Annotated in this window: 15 protein-coding genes; 11 read left to right on the forward strand and 4 right to left on the reverse strand. The window is 67.0% G+C overall.

All coding sequences use genetic code 11. The features are described from left to right. Positions 1 to 19 precede the first annotated feature (19 nt). A complete protein-coding gene (locus LQF09_RS03925; protein WP_002930464.1) occupies positions 20 to 1,687 on the forward strand; it encodes an FAD-dependent oxidoreductase in 1,668 nt (555 codons plus the stop codon). A gap of 11 nt (positions 1,688 to 1,698) precedes the next feature. After that, positions 1,699 to 1,935: a DUF2783 domain-containing protein gene (locus LQF09_RS03930; protein ID WP_002930465.1), complete on the forward strand. Its 237-nt coding sequence runs from the start codon at positions 1,699 to 1,701 to the stop codon at positions 1,933 to 1,935. 34 nt (positions 1,936 to 1,969) lie between these two features. Here the strand turns inward: LQF09_RS03930 and LQF09_RS03935 are convergent, their stop codons facing one another. Further along, positions 1,970 to 2,881: a LysR family transcriptional regulator gene (locus LQF09_RS03935; protein WP_002930466.1), complete on the reverse strand. Its 912-nt coding sequence runs from the start codon at positions 2,879 to 2,881 to the stop codon at positions 1,970 to 1,972. A gap of 138 nt (positions 2,882 to 3,019) precedes the next feature. Here LQF09_RS03935 and LQF09_RS03940 point away from each other — a divergent pair, with 138 nt between their 5' ends. From LQF09_RS03940 to LQF09_RS03970, 7 genes are all read left to right on the forward strand, one after another. Beyond that, positions 3,020 to 3,571, forward strand: coding sequence for a VOC family protein (locus LQF09_RS03940; RefSeq protein ID WP_002930467.1), 552 nt, complete (start codon positions 3,020 to 3,022; stop codon positions 3,569 to 3,571). Next, positions 3,568 to 4,578 carry a fumarylacetoacetate hydrolase family protein gene (locus LQF09_RS03945; protein ID WP_002930468.1) on the forward strand — a complete coding sequence of 337 codons (1,011 nt, stop codon included), beginning with the start codon at positions 3,568 to 3,570 and terminating at the stop codon, positions 4,576 to 4,578. Before LQF09_RS03940 ends, LQF09_RS03945 begins: the two co-directional genes overlap by 4 nt. Before the next feature lie 98 nt (positions 4,579 to 4,676). Next, positions 4,677 to 5,711 (forward strand): TRAP transporter substrate-binding protein, encoded by a 1,035-nt coding sequence (locus tag LQF09_RS03950; protein WP_002930470.1) that lies wholly within the window; start codon positions 4,677 to 4,679, stop codon positions 5,709 to 5,711. A 71-nt stretch (positions 5,712 to 5,782) separates the two neighbouring features. After that, the gene (locus LQF09_RS03955) at positions 5,783 to 6,325 is read left to right on the forward strand and encodes a TRAP transporter small permease (RefSeq protein WP_002930476.1); all 543 of its coding nucleotides are present in this window, start codon (positions 5,783 to 5,785) and stop codon (positions 6,323 to 6,325) included. Continuing rightward, positions 6,322 to 7,647: a TRAP transporter large permease gene (locus LQF09_RS03960; RefSeq protein ID WP_002930478.1), complete on the forward strand. Its 1,326-nt coding sequence runs from the start codon at positions 6,322 to 6,324 to the stop codon at positions 7,645 to 7,647. The genes LQF09_RS03955 and LQF09_RS03960 overlap by 4 nt, the downstream gene beginning before the upstream one ends. 26 nt (positions 7,648 to 7,673) lie before the next feature. Next, complete coding sequence (gene maiA / locus LQF09_RS03965) at positions 7,674 to 8,318, forward strand: maleylacetoacetate isomerase (RefSeq protein WP_002930480.1); 645 nt, start codon at positions 7,674 to 7,676, stop codon at positions 8,316 to 8,318. A 114-nt stretch (positions 8,319 to 8,432) separates the two neighbouring features. Beyond that, on the forward strand, positions 8,433 to 9,647 hold the full coding sequence (locus tag LQF09_RS03970; RefSeq protein WP_270069247.1) for a multidrug effflux MFS transporter: 1,215 nt from the start codon (positions 8,433 to 8,435) through the stop codon (positions 9,645 to 9,647). A 4-nt stretch (positions 9,648 to 9,651) separates the two neighbouring features. Here LQF09_RS03970 and paaG read toward each other — a convergent pair whose 3' ends face one another. Both paaG and LQF09_RS03980 read right to left on the reverse strand, forming a co-directional pair. Continuing rightward, positions 9,652 to 10,449, reverse strand: coding sequence for a 2-(1,2-epoxy-1,2-dihydrophenyl)acetyl-CoA isomerase PaaG (gene paaG / locus LQF09_RS03975; RefSeq protein WP_270069248.1), 798 nt, complete (start codon positions 10,447 to 10,449; stop codon positions 9,652 to 9,654). A gap of 52 nt (positions 10,450 to 10,501) precedes the next feature. Continuing rightward, positions 10,502 to 11,701, reverse strand: coding sequence for a CaiB/BaiF CoA transferase family protein (locus LQF09_RS03980; protein WP_270069249.1), 1,200 nt, complete (start codon positions 11,699 to 11,701; stop codon positions 10,502 to 10,504). Between the two features lie 126 nt (positions 11,702 to 11,827). Between LQF09_RS03980 and LQF09_RS03985 the strand changes: the two genes are divergently transcribed. Together LQF09_RS03985 and LQF09_RS03990 are read left to right on the forward strand one after the other, a co-directional pair. Beyond that, positions 11,828 to 12,436, forward strand: coding sequence for a DUF938 domain-containing protein (locus LQF09_RS03985; RefSeq protein WP_002930487.1), 609 nt, complete (start codon positions 11,828 to 11,830; stop codon positions 12,434 to 12,436). 141 nt (positions 12,437 to 12,577) lie between these two features. Continuing rightward, complete coding sequence (locus tag LQF09_RS03990; RefSeq protein ID WP_232433277.1) at positions 12,578 to 13,012, forward strand: bacteriohemerythrin; 435 nt, start codon at positions 12,578 to 12,580, stop codon at positions 13,010 to 13,012. Positions 13,013 to 13,084: 72 nt separating this feature from the next. On the opposite strand, the gene LQF09_RS03995 is transcribed toward LQF09_RS03990, so the two are convergent. Next, positions 13,085 to 13,930 carry an SIR2 family NAD-dependent protein deacylase gene (locus LQF09_RS03995; RefSeq protein WP_270069250.1) on the reverse strand — a complete coding sequence of 282 codons (846 nt, stop codon included), beginning with the start codon at positions 13,928 to 13,930 and terminating at the stop codon, positions 13,085 to 13,087. Positions 13,931 to 13,948: the final 18 nt, after the last annotated feature.

Genomic DNA, 13,948 nt, shown 5'->3' on the forward strand with positions numbered 1-13,948 from the left:
ACACCAGGAGGAGACCGCCGTGCTGAGCACGTACACATACCCGAAGTTCGAATATGTCCGACCACCCGAGATCGACGAGGGGCGGGAAGGGCACCATCCCGTGATCATCGTCGGTGCCGGCCCGGTTGGCCTGTGCACTGCGATCGACCTCGCCCAGCAGGGCCAGCGCGTGCTGGTGCTCGACAACGACGACACCGTATCCATCGGGTCGCGTGGCGTGTGCTACGCCAAGCGCGCGCTCGAGATCCTCGACCGCCTCGGCTGCGGCGAGGAGATGGTCGCCAAAGGTGTGTCCTGGAACGTCGGGCGCACCTTCTTTCGGGAGGACGAAGTCTTCAACTTCAACCTCTGCCCTGAGCCTGACCATCATCGTCCGGGCATGATCAACCTGCAGCAGTATTACCTCGAGGAATACCTCGTCCGCCGCGCCCGCCAGCTTCCCAACCTGGAAATCCGCTTCCGGAACAACGTCATCGGCGTCACGCCCGGCGACGACAAGGCGGGGCTGCGTGTGGAGACGCCGGACGGAGCCTATTCGCTCACCACCGACTGGCTGGTCGTCGCCGACGGCGCGCGCAGCCCGATCCGCAGCATGCTCGGCCTCGACATCGAGGGCAAGATCTTCATGGACCGCTTCCTGATCGCCGACGTGGTGATGAAGGCCGACTTCCCGACCGAGCGCTGGTTCTGGTTCGACCCACCGTTCCATCCCAATCAGTCGGTGCTGCTGCATCGCCAGGCCGACAACGTCTTCCGCATCGATTTCCAGCTCGGCTGGGACGCCGATCCCGAGCAGGAAAAGAAGCCCGAGAACGTGATTCCGCGCATCAAGGCCATGATCGGGGACGAGCGCGAGTTCGAGCTCGAATGGGTCAGCGTCTACACCTTCCAGTGCCGGCGGATGAGCAGCTTCAACCATGGGCGCGTGCTCTTCGTCGGCGATGCGGCGCATCAGGTATCGCCGTTCGGAGCGCGCGGCGCCAACTCGGGCATCCAGGACGCCGACAACCTGGTGTGGAAGCTCAAGCTCGTGATGGACGGCAAGGCGCCGCCGAAGCTGCTCGACAGCTACACCGAAGAGCGCGGTTTCGCGGCGGACGAGAACATCATGAACTCGACGCGCTCGACCGACTTCATCACCCCGAAGAGCCGCACCAGCAAGACCTTCCGTAACGCCGTCCTGGGCCTGGCCGAACATCATCCCTTCGCTCGCGCCCTCGTCAATTCCGGGCGCCTGTCGGTGCCGAGCTACCTGACCGCATCGAGCCTCAACACGCCCGACGAGGACGACTTTGCCGGCACCATGGTGCCGGGAGCGCCGATGGACGACGCGCCGGTGCTCGCGGCCGATGGCCACGCCTGGCTGCTGCAGGTGCTCGGGAACCGCTTCCAGGTACTGCATTACGTCGACGATGCATCCGCCCTCGCGGACACCAACCTCGCCACCGTGCAGGCGCTCGCTGATGGCGGTATCGCGCTCGAGCCCGTCATCGTCGCGGCCCGCGGGCGGGCGCCTGCCGGCCTGCGTACGCTGATCGACGCCAAGGGGCGTGTGCGCGAGCGCTACGACATGAGGCCCGGAACCACCTATCTCATCCGTCCCGACCAGCATGTGGCTGCGCGCTGGCGCCTGCTCGACACCGAGCGGGTGCGAGCGGCCCTCGTCCGTGCCACCTGCAACGCCTGAAGGAGATCGTCATGGCCCTGAACCTGCAGCCCAACCTGGCCGAACCCGGCAAGCGTTACTTCCGTGCCTTTTCGCCCGGCGACGATTTCTACGAGGCGCTCATCGACGCCCACCGCGAACTCAGCGACGAGCAGAGCGAGATGCTCAACGCCCGCCTGATCCTGCTCCTCGCCAACCATGTCGGTGACATCGCCGTGCTGCGCGAGGCGCTGAAACTCGCGCGTGAGGGCGTGGCGGCCGAGGGCTGAGCCGCGCTCGCCACGCCCTCGTCGGCTGCGGCGCTCAGTCCCGGGCGCCGCAGCCGATGTCCGCGACATGCTCGAACAGCATGTCGCGGAAGCTGTGTGCCGCGGGCGACAGCGAGCGCCCATTGCGACTGAAGACGTAAAAGCGGCGCGTGACCTCGGGCTCCACCAGCGGGCGCATGTCGAGCTGGTAAAGACGCACCAGCGAAGCGGCATAGGGGATGCAGATTGTCACCCCGAGCCCGGATGCCACCATGCTGAGGGCGGTCGACATGAAGGTCACGGTGGTGGCGGGGTCGAGGTCGACTTCGCGCATTGCATTGTGCAGGTCCACCGACAGGCGTTCCGTGAACTGGCCCTGCAGGGTGATCAGCGGGTGGTGCACCAGGTCCGACCAGCGCACGGCCTGTAGCGCACCGAGCGCGTGTCCGTGCGGGAACACCGCATGGAAGGGCAGTTCGAAAAGCGGTGCAGCGTCGATGTCCGAGCTCGGGTCGCGCTCGGGGCCGACACCAAAATCCACCTCTCCGGAGAACACCCGCGAGGTCACGCTCTCCACGGCGCAGTCGATCAGGCGGATATCCACCTCGGGATGCCGTGCGCGATAGGCTGCGATCACCTCGGGCAGCAGGGTGCATGCCATCAACTGTGGGGCTGCCACCCGTACCACGCCTTTCTTGAGTGCCTTCAGGTTGGTGACCTCGTCGACCACGCCATCGAGGTCGGTGAGGATCTTGTCGATCAGCGGATAGATGCCGCGACCGATCTCCGAGAGCTGGATGCGTCGCGTGCTGCGGTCGAACAGGCGCACGCCGAGCGACTGTTCGAGTTCCTTGATGAGGCCGCTCAACGCCGACTGGGTCAGGAACAGACTCTCGGCCGCCAGGGTGAAGCTCCCGTTGCGCGCCACGGCGACGAAGGCGCGGAGTTGGCGGAGCGTGATATTCATCAGATATCCCGATAAATGAATCTGAAAAAGCTGTTGGAATGATATTAGTTTTTCGCCTGTAATGTGGGCATGCCTTATCGGGCGATAAACGAAACATGGGGCGCGAACCCTGGAACCAGGAAGGAGAAGGAGACTGCAATGACGCCGATCGTGAACAAGATTCATCACGTAGCCTACCGCTGCAAGGACGCGCTCCAGACTGCGCGCTGGTACGAGAAGCACCTGGGCATGAAGCTGGTGCTGTCGATCGCCGAGGACGCGGTGCCGTCGACCGGAGAGCCTGATCCCTACATGCATATCTTCATGGATGCCGGCATGGGTAACGTGCTCGCCTTCTTCGAGCTCCCCACCCGTGCGCCGATGGGGCGCGACGAGAACACCCCGGCATGGACGCAGCACCTCGCGCTCGAGGTCGATTCCATGGACACCCTGCTCGCCACCAAGGCTCGCCTCGAATCCGAGGGCATCGACGTGGTGGGGCCGACCGACCATGCGCTGTTCCAGTCGATCTACTTCTTCGATCCCAACGGCCACCGTCTCGAGCTGGCCTGCAATACCCATCGGCCCGGCATGCTGGAAGCCCTCGACAAGGTGAAGTGGGAGATGCTCGAGGAGTGGGCGCAGACCCGCAAGGCGCCCAAGCATGCTGCCTGGATGCACGACGGCAGCTACAAGGAGATGTTCCAGTGAAACTCGCCACCCTCAAGCACGGCGGCCGCGACGGCACCCTGGTCGTCGTCAGCCGTGACCTGGCGCGCTGCCGGGCCGTCCCGGCGATTGCGCGCAGCCTGCAGGCCGCGCTCGACGACTGGCAGTCCTGCGAGCCGCAGCTGCGCCAGGTGTACGAAGCCCTGAACAGCGCAGCGATCGAGTCGCAGCCGTTCGACCAGGCCGCCTGCCATTCGCCGTTGCCGCGCGCCTACCAGTGGGCCGACGGTTCTGCATACATCAACCACGTGGAGCTGGTGCGCAGGGCACGCAATGCCGAGATGCCGCCCTCGTTCTACACCGACCCGCTGATGTACCAGGGTGGCTCGGACAGCTTCATCGGGCCGCGCGACGCGGTGGTGGCTGATGAGCGCTGGGGGATCGACTTCGAGGCTGAGGTTACGGTGGTGACCGGCGATGTGCCGATGGGGGCGACGCCCGCCGATGCGGCGCGCGCGATCCGCCTGGTGATGCTGGTCAACGATGTCAGCCTGCGCAACCTGATCCCCAACGAGCTCGCGAAGGGCTTCGGTTTCTTCCAGAGCAAGCCCGCCTCTGCGTTCAGTCCGGTAGCGGTCACGCCCGATGAACTCGGCGATGCCTGGAGGGACGCCAAGCTGCACCTGCCGCTCGTCGTGCACCTGAACGGCGCCTTGTTCGGCAAGCCCGAGGCGGGTGTCGACATGACCTTCGACTTCGGCCAGCTCGTCGCCCATGTGGCACGTACCCGCGAGCTCGAGGCCGGCTCCGTCATCGGCTCGGGGACGGTATCCAACAAGCAGGGCGACCTGTGGGGCTCGTCGATCGAGCACGGTGGCGTCGGCTACTGCTGCCTGGCGGAGTTGCGCACCTACGAAACCATCGAACAGGGCACGCCCGCCACGCCCTTCATGCGCGATGGCGACGTCGTACGCATCGAGATGTTCGACCGCGAGGGGCGCAGCATCTTCGGCGCCATCGAGAACCGCGTCACCGCAGTCCAGTCCTGAGCTTCCCCCCCCCCGGCCTGGCGATGACCCGCAGAAGGCTCGCACCAGCGCCGGCAAAACCCGCAGTCACACAGAAACGCTTGAGAGGAGTGAGACACATGAAGCTGAAAGCCCTGATCGGCCTGGCCGCCGCCACTGCCACCCTGTTCGCTGCCCCGGTCCGCGCCGAGGAGATCGTGCTCAAGGTCGCGCATTTCTGGCCTGCTACCGCGCTCAGCCAGCAGAAGATCCTCGAACCCTGGTGCGCGAAGATTGCCGCCGAGTCGGACAACCGGCTCAAGTGCCAGATCTTCCCGGCCATGCAGCTTGGAGGCACGCCTGCCCAACTCATCCAGCAGGCGGCAGACGGCGTTGCCGACATCGTGTGGACCCTGCCCGGGTACACGGCGGGCCGCTTCCCGTCGGTGGAGGTCTTCGAACTGCCCTTCATGACCCACAATGCCGAAGGCGCGAGCCGTGCGGCCTGGGCCTACTACGAGCAGTTCGGCCAGAAGGACTTCGAGTCGGTCAAGCCGCTCGCCTTCCATGTGCATGACGCCGGCCACATCCACAACAACAAGCGTCCGATCACCCGCATGTCCGACTTCCGCGGCCTGAAGATGCGCGCGCCGACGCGGCTCACGAACCGCATGATCGCCCATCTCGGCGCGACCCCGGTGGCCATGCCGATGCCGCAGACGCCCGAGGCGGTGTCCAAGGGCGTGGTCGACGGCTACGTGCTGCCATGGGAGGTGATCCCGACCATGAAGCTGCATGAGATGACCAAGTACCACACCGAGATGGACGCCTCGCAGCCCTCGCTCTACACCACCTTCTTCACCATTGCGATGAACAAGGCCCGCTACGACAGCCTGCCGGACGAGCTCAAGAAGGTCATTGATGCCAACTCCGGTGCCGATTTCTCGGCGGCGATCGGTCGCGCCTGGGACGAGTCGGCACCTGCGGCTCGCCAGCAGGCGGTCGATCGCGGCAACCAGTTCCATACCATCCCGGCGAGCGAGGCGGCCGAATGGGTGAAGGTTGGCGATCGTCTCGCCGCAGAGTGGGTGAAGGAGGTCAGCGGCAAGGGCTATCCGGGCCAGGAGATGCTCGATACCGCGCGCGCGCTGATCGCCACGCACAGCGCCCGCTGACCTGCTGGCGGCCTGCCGCGCCCGCGGGCGGGCCGCCAATCGCACAACCCCGGCAGTCCGGAGGCCCCGCCATGGCCGAAGTCATTCCCCAGCTCGACGACCAGCGCGACCCCGGCCCGCGCGATCCGGTCGGGCACTTTCTGTTTGCATGGTCGCAGCTCTCTGCGCTGGGGGGCGCGGTGCTGCTGTTCGCTGCCTGCGGTGTCTCGGTGTACAGCGTGCTCGGACGCTGGCTGTTCGATGCGCCGGTGCTGGGCGACGTCGAACTCGTGCAGATGGCGTGTGCGCTCGCGATCGCTGCCTGTCTGCCCTATGCACAGATGAAGAACGCCCACGTCATTGTCGATTTCTTCACCCACAACGCCTCGGCCCGGGTGCGCCGCGTGCTCGATCGTATCGCCTCGGTCGTGCTTGCGCTGGGGGCTGCAGTGATCGCCTGGCGCAGTTTCGTCGGTGCCTGGGAAGCCTCGCAAACGGGTGAGAGCACCATGATCCTGGGCTGGCCGCTGTGGTGGTCCTATCTCACGCTTGGGCCGGGCTTCCTGCTGCTTGCCCTCACCGCCCTGTACACCGCCTGGAAGGGGCAGATGCACAACGAGGTGGGCGAGCAATGAGTAGCGTGACCATTGGCTTCCTGGTGGGTGGGCTGACCCTTGTCCTGCTCGCCCTGCGCATCCACATCGGCATGGCCATGCTGCTTGGCGGCGCCATTGGCTACATCGCAGTCTCCGGTTGGGACCCGCTGATGAGCTATTTCAAGCACCTCGCCTACGGGCGCTTCTCGGTCTACGACCTGTCGGTGGTGCCGCTCTTCCTGCTGATGGGCAACATCGCCTCACACGGGGGCTTGTCACGCCGGCTGTTCGAGGCCACCAACGCCTTCCTCGGCCACTACCGCGGCGGCGTGGCGATGAGTGCAATCGGCGCCTGCGCCGGCTTCGGTGCCATCTGTGGCTCCTCGCTCGCCACCGCGGCGACGATGGGCAAGGTGGCGTTGCCCGAACTCAGGCGCAACCGCTATTCGCCGGCCCTCGCCACAGGGGCACTTGCCGCCGGCGGCACGCTCGGCATCCTGATCCCGCCTTCGGTGGTGCTGGTGATCTATGCCATCCTCGCGGAGCAGAACGTCGCGGCGATGTTCATGGCCGCGCTCATTCCCGGCCTGATCGCGATGCTCGGCTACATGCTGGTGGTGGCCATCTATGCCCGCGTGGTGCCCGACGCCGGCCCGGCCTCGACGCGCAAGTCGTGGGCCGAGCGCATGACGGCGGTCGCCCGCGTGTGGCCGATCGTGACCGTATTCGTGGTGGTGATCGGCGGCATCTATGGCGGCATCTTCACCCCGACCGAGGCGGCGGCGGTGGGGACCATCGCCACCGCGGCGCTCGCAGTGGCGTCGCGCGAGCTCGATCTCAAGGGGCTCGCGCACGCCGTGTTCGGTGCCGCCGAGTCGACCGCGATGATCTTCCTGATCCTGCTCGGTGCCGACGTGCTCAATGCCTTCCTGGCCCTGTCGCAGATGCCGCAGGCCCTGGCCGGCTGGGTGCTCGAGAGCGGCCTCACGCCTGCTGCGGTGCTGATCGGCATCATCCTCATCTACCTGGTGCTGGGCTGCGTCATGGACAGCCTGTCGATGATCCTGCTCACCATCCCGATCTTCCTGCCGATCGTGATGGGGCTCGATTTCTGGGGGCTCAACCCGACGGACAAGGCGATCTGGTTCGGCATCCTTGCCCTGATGGTGGTCGAGATCGGCCTGATCACGCCGCCGGTGGGCATGAACGTGTTCATCATCAACAGCCTGGCGCGCGACATTCCGATGCGCGAGACCTTCCGCGGCGTGCTGCCCTTCCTGGCGTCGGACGGTGTGCGCATCATCCTGCTGGCGCTTTTCCCCGGTCTTTCGTTGTGGCTGGTGCATCTGCTGGGTGGCTGACGCCCTTGCATCTGAAAGGATAGACGATGAGGCTCTACACCTATTTCCGCAGCTCCGCAGCCTATCGCGTGCGCATCGCGCTCGGGCTCAAGGGGCTGGCCTACGACGCGGTGCCCGTACACCTCGTGCGCGGCGGCGGCGAACATCGCCAGCCTGCCTACCTGCAACTGAACCCGGCCGGGCTCGTGCCTGCGCTGGAGGATGGGGGCGAGGTGCTCGGCCAGTCGCTGGCAATCATCGAGTACCTCGAGGAGGTCCATCCACGGCCGGCCTTGCTGCCGCAGGCGCCGCTCGATCGAGCCCGCGTGCGTGCGATCGCTCTCGCCATCGCGTGCGACATCCATCCGATCAACAACCTGCGTGTGCTGCAGTATCTGGGCGAGGTGCTCGGCGCCGCCGACAGCCAGAAAACCGACTGGTACCGGCACTGGGTGCTTGCCGGGCTGGGCGCGGTCGAGGCGCTGCTGGCCGGCGACAGGCGTACCGGCGACTTCTGTCATGGCGATGTGCCAGGGCTTGCAGACTGCTGCCTGGTGCCGCAGGTGTTCAATGCCCGGCGCTTCGGCTGCGACCTGTCGACGATGCCGAATATCGTGCGCATCGCCGCGAATTGCGAGACCATCGAGGCTTTCAGGCTGGCGGCACCCGGCAACCAGCCTGACGCCGAATGATGCCGCCGCGCCACGGGGGCTGCGCAACCGAATGGGCCCCACCTGCATGAAGAAGATCAACACCGCCGCTGCCCCGGGCCCCGCGCCCCCGCAGTGCTGCAACGGGCCCCTGTCATGACGACCGCAAGCGCCTCGGCGCCAGCCATGTCGGGGGCCTTCGTGGTCCTTGCCCTGTCCTTGCTGCTGGGCATCCAGCCCGTCACCACCGACCTCTACCTGCCGGCGCTGCCTTCGCTCACGCATGCGCTCGGCGCGTCGGTCGGGCAGGCGCAGCTCACCCTGTCGGGGCTGCTGCTGGCCTTCGGGTGTTCGCAGCTGGTGTGGGGGCCGGTGTCGGACCGCTTCGGGCGCAAGCCTGTGCTCTTGCTCGGTCTGTCGATCTACACCTTGGCGGCGGTCGGCAGTGCGTTTGCCGGGACGATCGATACGCTGCTGGCGTGGCGGCTTGCCCAGGGGGCGGCGATGGGGGCGGTGGTGATGTGCGCGCGCGCACTGGTACGCGATCTTTACGCCCCCGAGGCTGGCGCGCGCGCGATCAGCAAGGGCCTGTCCGGGCTCGGTGTCATCGCGTGCCTGAGCATTCCGCTCGGCGGCGTCGTGGCCGAGTTGTGGGGCTGGCGCGCGGCCCTGCTGACGCTCGCCGTGTTCGGCGGCGGTACGCTGGCGCTGATCGCGATGCGCTTCGAGGAGACCCTGGCTTGTCCGGATCCGCGCGCCTTGCGTCCCTCAGCCTTGCTGGCAACGTGGATGGGCATCGTCCGCCATCCCCAGTTCATCGCCTTTGCGCTGCTGGCGATGACGACGTATGCCGGCCTGTTCACCTTTCTCGCGGCTTCGTCCTTCGTCTTCATCACCTTGTTCGGGGTAACGAAGGTTCACTACGGCTTGTTGATGTGCCTGATGGCGCTTGCCTACCTGGTCGGCACCTTCCTTTGCCGCGCCCTGCTCAAGCGCCTGGGGGTGCAGCGGACAGTCGTGGTCGGGGGTGCGCTGTCGCTCGCGGGCGGCGGCGTGATGGCCGCGCTGGCGTGGTCGGGCGTTGCCGGGGTGTGGCCGATCATGCTGCCGATGTTGCTTTACATGCTCGGCCATGGCATTCACCAGCCCTGCGGACAGGCGGGCGCGGTGGGCCCGTTTCCGCACGCGGCCGGTGCGGCCTCGGCGCTCAGCGGCTGCCTGATGATGTTGTCGGCGTTTGCGGTGGGGCAGTGGCTGGGTGCGAGCATGGACGGGAGCGCGCAGCCCATGATCACCGGTATCGGCGTGTCGGCAGCCGTTACGGCGGCGGTGGCCTGGGGGCTCGTCCGCCGCCTGCGGATGCAGCGCTGAGCGCTTACTGGCCGGTAAACTTCGGCGCGCGCTTTTCCATGAAGGCGGCGACGCCCTCGGCGTAGTCCGCGCTCCAGCCCAGCTCGCGCATGAAGCCGCCTTCGAAGGAGAGCTGCTGTTCGAGGGTGTGGCCGGGGGCGGCGTGCATGGCCTGGCGGGTGCGCACCAGCGCCTTGGTGGGCATGGCGGCGAGCTGGGTGGCGAGCGCGTCGACCTTGGCGCCGAACTCGGCGTCGTCGTACGCGGCCCAGATCAGGCCCCAGTCGGCGGCCTTCTCCGCGGGCAGCTTGTCGGCGAGCAGGGCCAGGCCCATGGCGCGTGCCATGCCGACGCGCTGGGGCAGGAACCAGGTGCCGCCGGTGTCGGGGATGAGGCCGATCTTGCTGAACGCCTGCAGGAAGGACGCTGACTTCGTCGCCACCACCAGGTCGCAGGCCAGCGCCAGGCTGGCGCCGGCACCGGCGGCGATGCCATTGACGGCGGCGATGGTGGGTACGCGCAGGTTCTGCAGGCGCAGCACCAGCGGCTTGTAGTTCTTGTCGACGACGTCGCCGATGTCGGGTAGGCGGCCGTCGGGCTGCGTGGCCATGTCGGGGTCGGCGAGGTCCTGGCCGGCGCAGAAGGCCCGCCCGGCGCCGCTCAGCACCAGCACGCGCGCGGCATGGTCGGCGTGCACGCGGTCCAGTGCGTCACGCAGTTCGGCATGCATGTCGCCAGTGAAGCTGTTGAGCTTGTCGGGGCGGTTGAGTGTCAGGCGGGCGACGCCTTGCTCGACCGAGAACAGGATGTTCGCGTATTGCATCGATACTCCTTGGTTGTAGTGAGGCCCGGTGGTGCAGCACTCCGGGCACCGTTCAGATCGCGCCGTCGCGCCGCAGCGCAGCGATCGCAGCCGCATCGTAACCGATGGTCTGCAGCACGGCGTTGGTGTGCTCGCCGAGGGCAGGGCCGACCCACTCGCAGCGACCGGGTGTCGCCGACAGCTTGGGCACCACGCCGGGCATGCGGCAGTCGCGGCCGTCGGGCAGCTTGACGCTCTGCAGCATCTCGCGGGCGAGGAATTGCGAGTCGGCGAACATGTCGGCCACCGAGAAGATGCGCGAAGCAGGCACCTCGGCCGCGGCCAGGGCGGCGAGGGCGTCGGTCTCGTCGTGGCCTGCCACCCAGGCGTCGATGAGCGCATAGAGTTCATCGCGGCGGGCGTCGCGCCCGGCGTTGTCGGCAAGCGTGGGGTCGTCGGCGAGGTCGCTGCGGCCCATGGCCAGCATCAGACGGCGGAAGATGGCGTCGCCATTGGCGCCGATGGTGATGTGGCGGCCGTCGCGCGTGGTGTGGGTGTTGGACGGTGTGATGCCCGGCATGATGTTACCGGTGCGCTCGCGCACGAAGCCGAACACGTCGAACTCGGGCACCAGCGATTCCATCATCGCGAACACGGCCTCGTAGAGCGCCACGTCCACCACCTGACCCTTGCCGCCATTCATCTCCTTGTGGCGCAGCGCCATCAGCGTGCCGATCACGCCCCACAGCGCGGCGATCGAATCGCCGATCGAGATCCCCGTCTTCACCGGCGGGCGGTCGGGGAAGCCGGTGACGTAGCGCAGCCCGCCCATCGACTCGCCGATCGCGCCGAAGCCCGGCTGCTGAGCCATCGGCCCACTCTGGCCGAAGCCCGACAGGCGCAACATGACCAGCCCGGGGTTGAGTGCCGAGAGCGTTTCCCAGCCCAGGCCCAGCTTCTCGAGTACGCCAGGGCGGAAGTTCTCGACCACGATGTCGGCCTCGGCCACCAGTCGGCGCACCACTTCGAGCCCGTCCGGGTGCTTGAGGTTGGCGGTCACGGACTTCTTGTTGCGCGACTGCAGGTACCACCACAGCGAGGTGCCCTCGTAGAGCTTGCGCCATTTGCGCAGCGGGTCGCCACCGTCGGGCGATTCGATCTTGATCACCTCGGCGCCGAACTCGCCCATGATGCGGGCGGCGAAGGGGCCGGCGATGAGGGAGCCGAGTTCGACGACCTTGAGGCCGGCGAGGGGTCTGGTGGGCGAGGTCATGGCGGAGCTGGACAGTGGAGGCAAGTGCGTCATTATCCCCGCCTTGGCGCCAGCGTCAGTGAATCTGTCAGCAGGTGCCGGGCGGGCGATAATCGGCGCTCCCCTCATCATGACCCGCCGCGCCCCATGCCGACCTTCGACCGCCGTCAGTATTCACCCTCAGTGGCCCGCAACGCCAACCCCATCCTCGCCGTGCTGCAACGCGTGTTGCCGGCCGAGGGGCTGGTGCTTGAACTCGGCAGCGGCACGGGCGAGCACGCCGTGCATTTCGCCCGCCATCTGCCCGCGCTGCGCTGGCAGCCGAGCGAGGCCGATCCTGCAGCCCTGGCGTCGATCGCGGACTGGCGAGGCCACAGTGCGCTGGCCAACCTGTTGCCACCCCTGTGCTTCGACCTGGCCACCATGCCCTGGCCAGTCGACGCCGCGGACGCCGTCGTGGCGATCAACGTCCTGCATTACTCGCCCTGGGAAAGCACGCCCGCATTGTTTGCCGCGGCTGCCGCGGTCTTGCCTGCGGGCGGGGTCGTGTACTGCTATGGCCCCTATCGCCGCGGCGGCGCCCACACCGCGCCGAGCAACGCCGAGTTCGACGGATGGCTGCGCAGCGTCGATCCACGCTTTGCCGTGCGCGACCTCGAGGCGGTCGAGTCCGAGGCCCTGCGCTGCGGGTTTCGGTTGGCCGAGGTGATCGACATGCCAGCCAACAATTTCAGTCTTGTGTTTCGCCGTGGTTGAGGGGGCGGGGGCCACGAGCCGCGGGGGCGCTACCTGTTCGCCGCTTTCGGGTTGGGCGTGAGGCTGTCATCATGCGGCCCCTGCACTCGGATCCCTGCATCCGCTGCTGCGCCCCTTCATGCGATCCAAAGGCAACGCATCATGCCCATCTTCTGGCGTCCACAAATGGCCATCGGCCACGACGAGATCGACGCCGACCATCGTTATCTGATCCTGCTGATCAACACCGTCGAGCTCGTATTGCGCTTTCCCGAGAACCGGCCGCATATCGAGATGGCGCTCGAGGAGCTCAGGCGGTATGCGGCGGGGCACTTCGAGCGCGAGGAGCGCATCCAGATCGCCTGGGGCTACATCCAGTTCGACGAGCACAGGCAGGCGCATCGCCAACTGCTGCGCGAGCTTGATGTGCTGGTCAACAGCATCGAGGTCTTGCTCGACGATCCAGCCGTCGGTCCGGAAGGACTGCGCGACCGAAGCCAGGAGCTCACCAACTTCCTGCGCCACTGGTTGGTGGACCATGTGATGAAATCCGACATGCAGCTCGTGCCGTTGTTCAAGAAATCCAAGGTGTTCTGACACGCCGCGCGGTGCGGGTCTTCGGTACTCGGATGGCGCGGTGACGCTGTGGCGGGGGCTGGTGCGTTGCGGTCAGTCCGCCAGGAAACCCCGCGTCCGCAGCGCGGCCTCGATTCCGCGCAGGGCGGCGATCCCGCTCATCGGCAGGGATACGCCGCGGTCGGCGGCGGTCGAAGCATCGTCGGGGTTGATGCGGATGAGGGGTGTTCCCTGTTGTTCGCCGAACAGGCGTACGGATGGCACGGCCGTGCCTGCGCCGATCTCGATCACCAGCAGCCGGTCGAGTGAGCTGCGCCAGCTGGCGTAGCGAGCGTATTGGTGCTGCGTTCGGGTGTCGATCCAGTCGGCGTCGCCGAACATCAGGATGTTCGGTCGCGCCAGGCTCGTGCACCAGGGGCAGACGGGAGCCGCGTTGAGGAGCAGGCAGGCTGCCTCGTCAACCTCGGGCTCGAAGTCGTCGGCCGGCCACACCTCGCCCCGGCAGCCTGTCATGCATTGCAGGTGATGAATCGAGCCGTGGCACTCGACGATGTGCCGTGGGTCGAAACCCGCCTTCTGGAAGTGGCCGTCGACGTTGCTGGTGAAGATGCGGGCGCCAGCAGGCAGTTGGCTTGCGATCGACTTCAGGATGCCGAAGGCGGGCCCTGGTGTGGTTTGTCGGTATAGCCGCAAGCGGTGGCCGTAGAAGCCCCAGGCCAGCCGTGGGTGGGTGCGGAAGGCGGCCGGGTTTGCGATCTCGGCGAACTGCAGGCGAGCGCGGCCAAGCGCCGGGTAGGCGCGCCACAACCCGCCGCTGCCGCGAAAGTCCGGTAGGCCTGAGTCGACCCCCAGCCCCGCGCCAGCGGTGACCAGCAGGCCGTCTGCCTGCGCGATCAGGTCCGCGCAGCGGGAGAACTCCTCTGTCCAGTCTGTTTCCATCGTTTTCTCCACGAGGCG

Origin of the sequence: Thauera sp. WB-2 (assembly GCF_027594845.1) — a bacterium.
In the GTDB taxonomy this organism is placed as follows: domain Bacteria; phylum Pseudomonadota; class Gammaproteobacteria; order Burkholderiales; family Rhodocyclaceae; genus Thauera; species Thauera mechernichensis.

Coding starts and splice junctions, on each gene's coding strand:
- LQF09_RS03955 (WP_002930476.1), top strand. CDS start 5,783: ATGGCCGAAGTCATTCCCCAGCTCGACGACCAGCGCGACCCCGGCCCG.
- LQF09_RS03985 (WP_002930487.1), top strand. CDS start 11,828: ATGCCGACCTTCGACCGCCGTCAGTATTCACCCTCAGTGGCCCGCAAC.
- LQF09_RS03930 (WP_002930465.1), top strand. CDS start 1,699: ATGGCCCTGAACCTGCAGCCCAACCTGGCCGAACCCGGCAAGCGTTAC.
- LQF09_RS03950 (WP_002930470.1), top strand. CDS start 4,677: ATGAAGCTGAAAGCCCTGATCGGCCTGGCCGCCGCCACTGCCACCCTG.
- maiA (WP_002930480.1), top strand. CDS start 7,674: ATGAGGCTCTACACCTATTTCCGCAGCTCCGCAGCCTATCGCGTGCGC.
- LQF09_RS03940 (WP_002930467.1), top strand. CDS start 3,020: ATGACGCCGATCGTGAACAAGATTCATCACGTAGCCTACCGCTGCAAG.
- LQF09_RS03995 (WP_270069250.1), bottom strand. CDS start 13,930: ATGGAAACAGACTGGACAGAGGAGTTCTCCCGCTGCGCGGACCTGATC.
- LQF09_RS03990 (WP_232433277.1), top strand. CDS start 12,578: ATGCCCATCTTCTGGCGTCCACAAATGGCCATCGGCCACGACGAGATC.
- LQF09_RS03935 (WP_002930466.1), bottom strand. CDS start 2,881: ATGAATATCACGCTCCGCCAACTCCGCGCCTTCGTCGCCGTGGCGCGC.
- paaG (WP_270069248.1), bottom strand. CDS start 10,449: ATGCAATACGCGAACATCCTGTTCTCGGTCGAGCAAGGCGTCGCCCGC.
- LQF09_RS03960 (WP_002930478.1), top strand. CDS start 6,322: ATGAGTAGCGTGACCATTGGCTTCCTGGTGGGTGGGCTGACCCTTGTC.
- LQF09_RS03980 (WP_270069249.1), bottom strand. CDS start 11,701: ATGACCTCGCCCACCAGACCCCTCGCCGGCCTCAAGGTCGTCGAACTC.
- LQF09_RS03970 (WP_270069247.1), top strand. CDS start 8,433: ATGACGACCGCAAGCGCCTCGGCGCCAGCCATGTCGGGGGCCTTCGTG.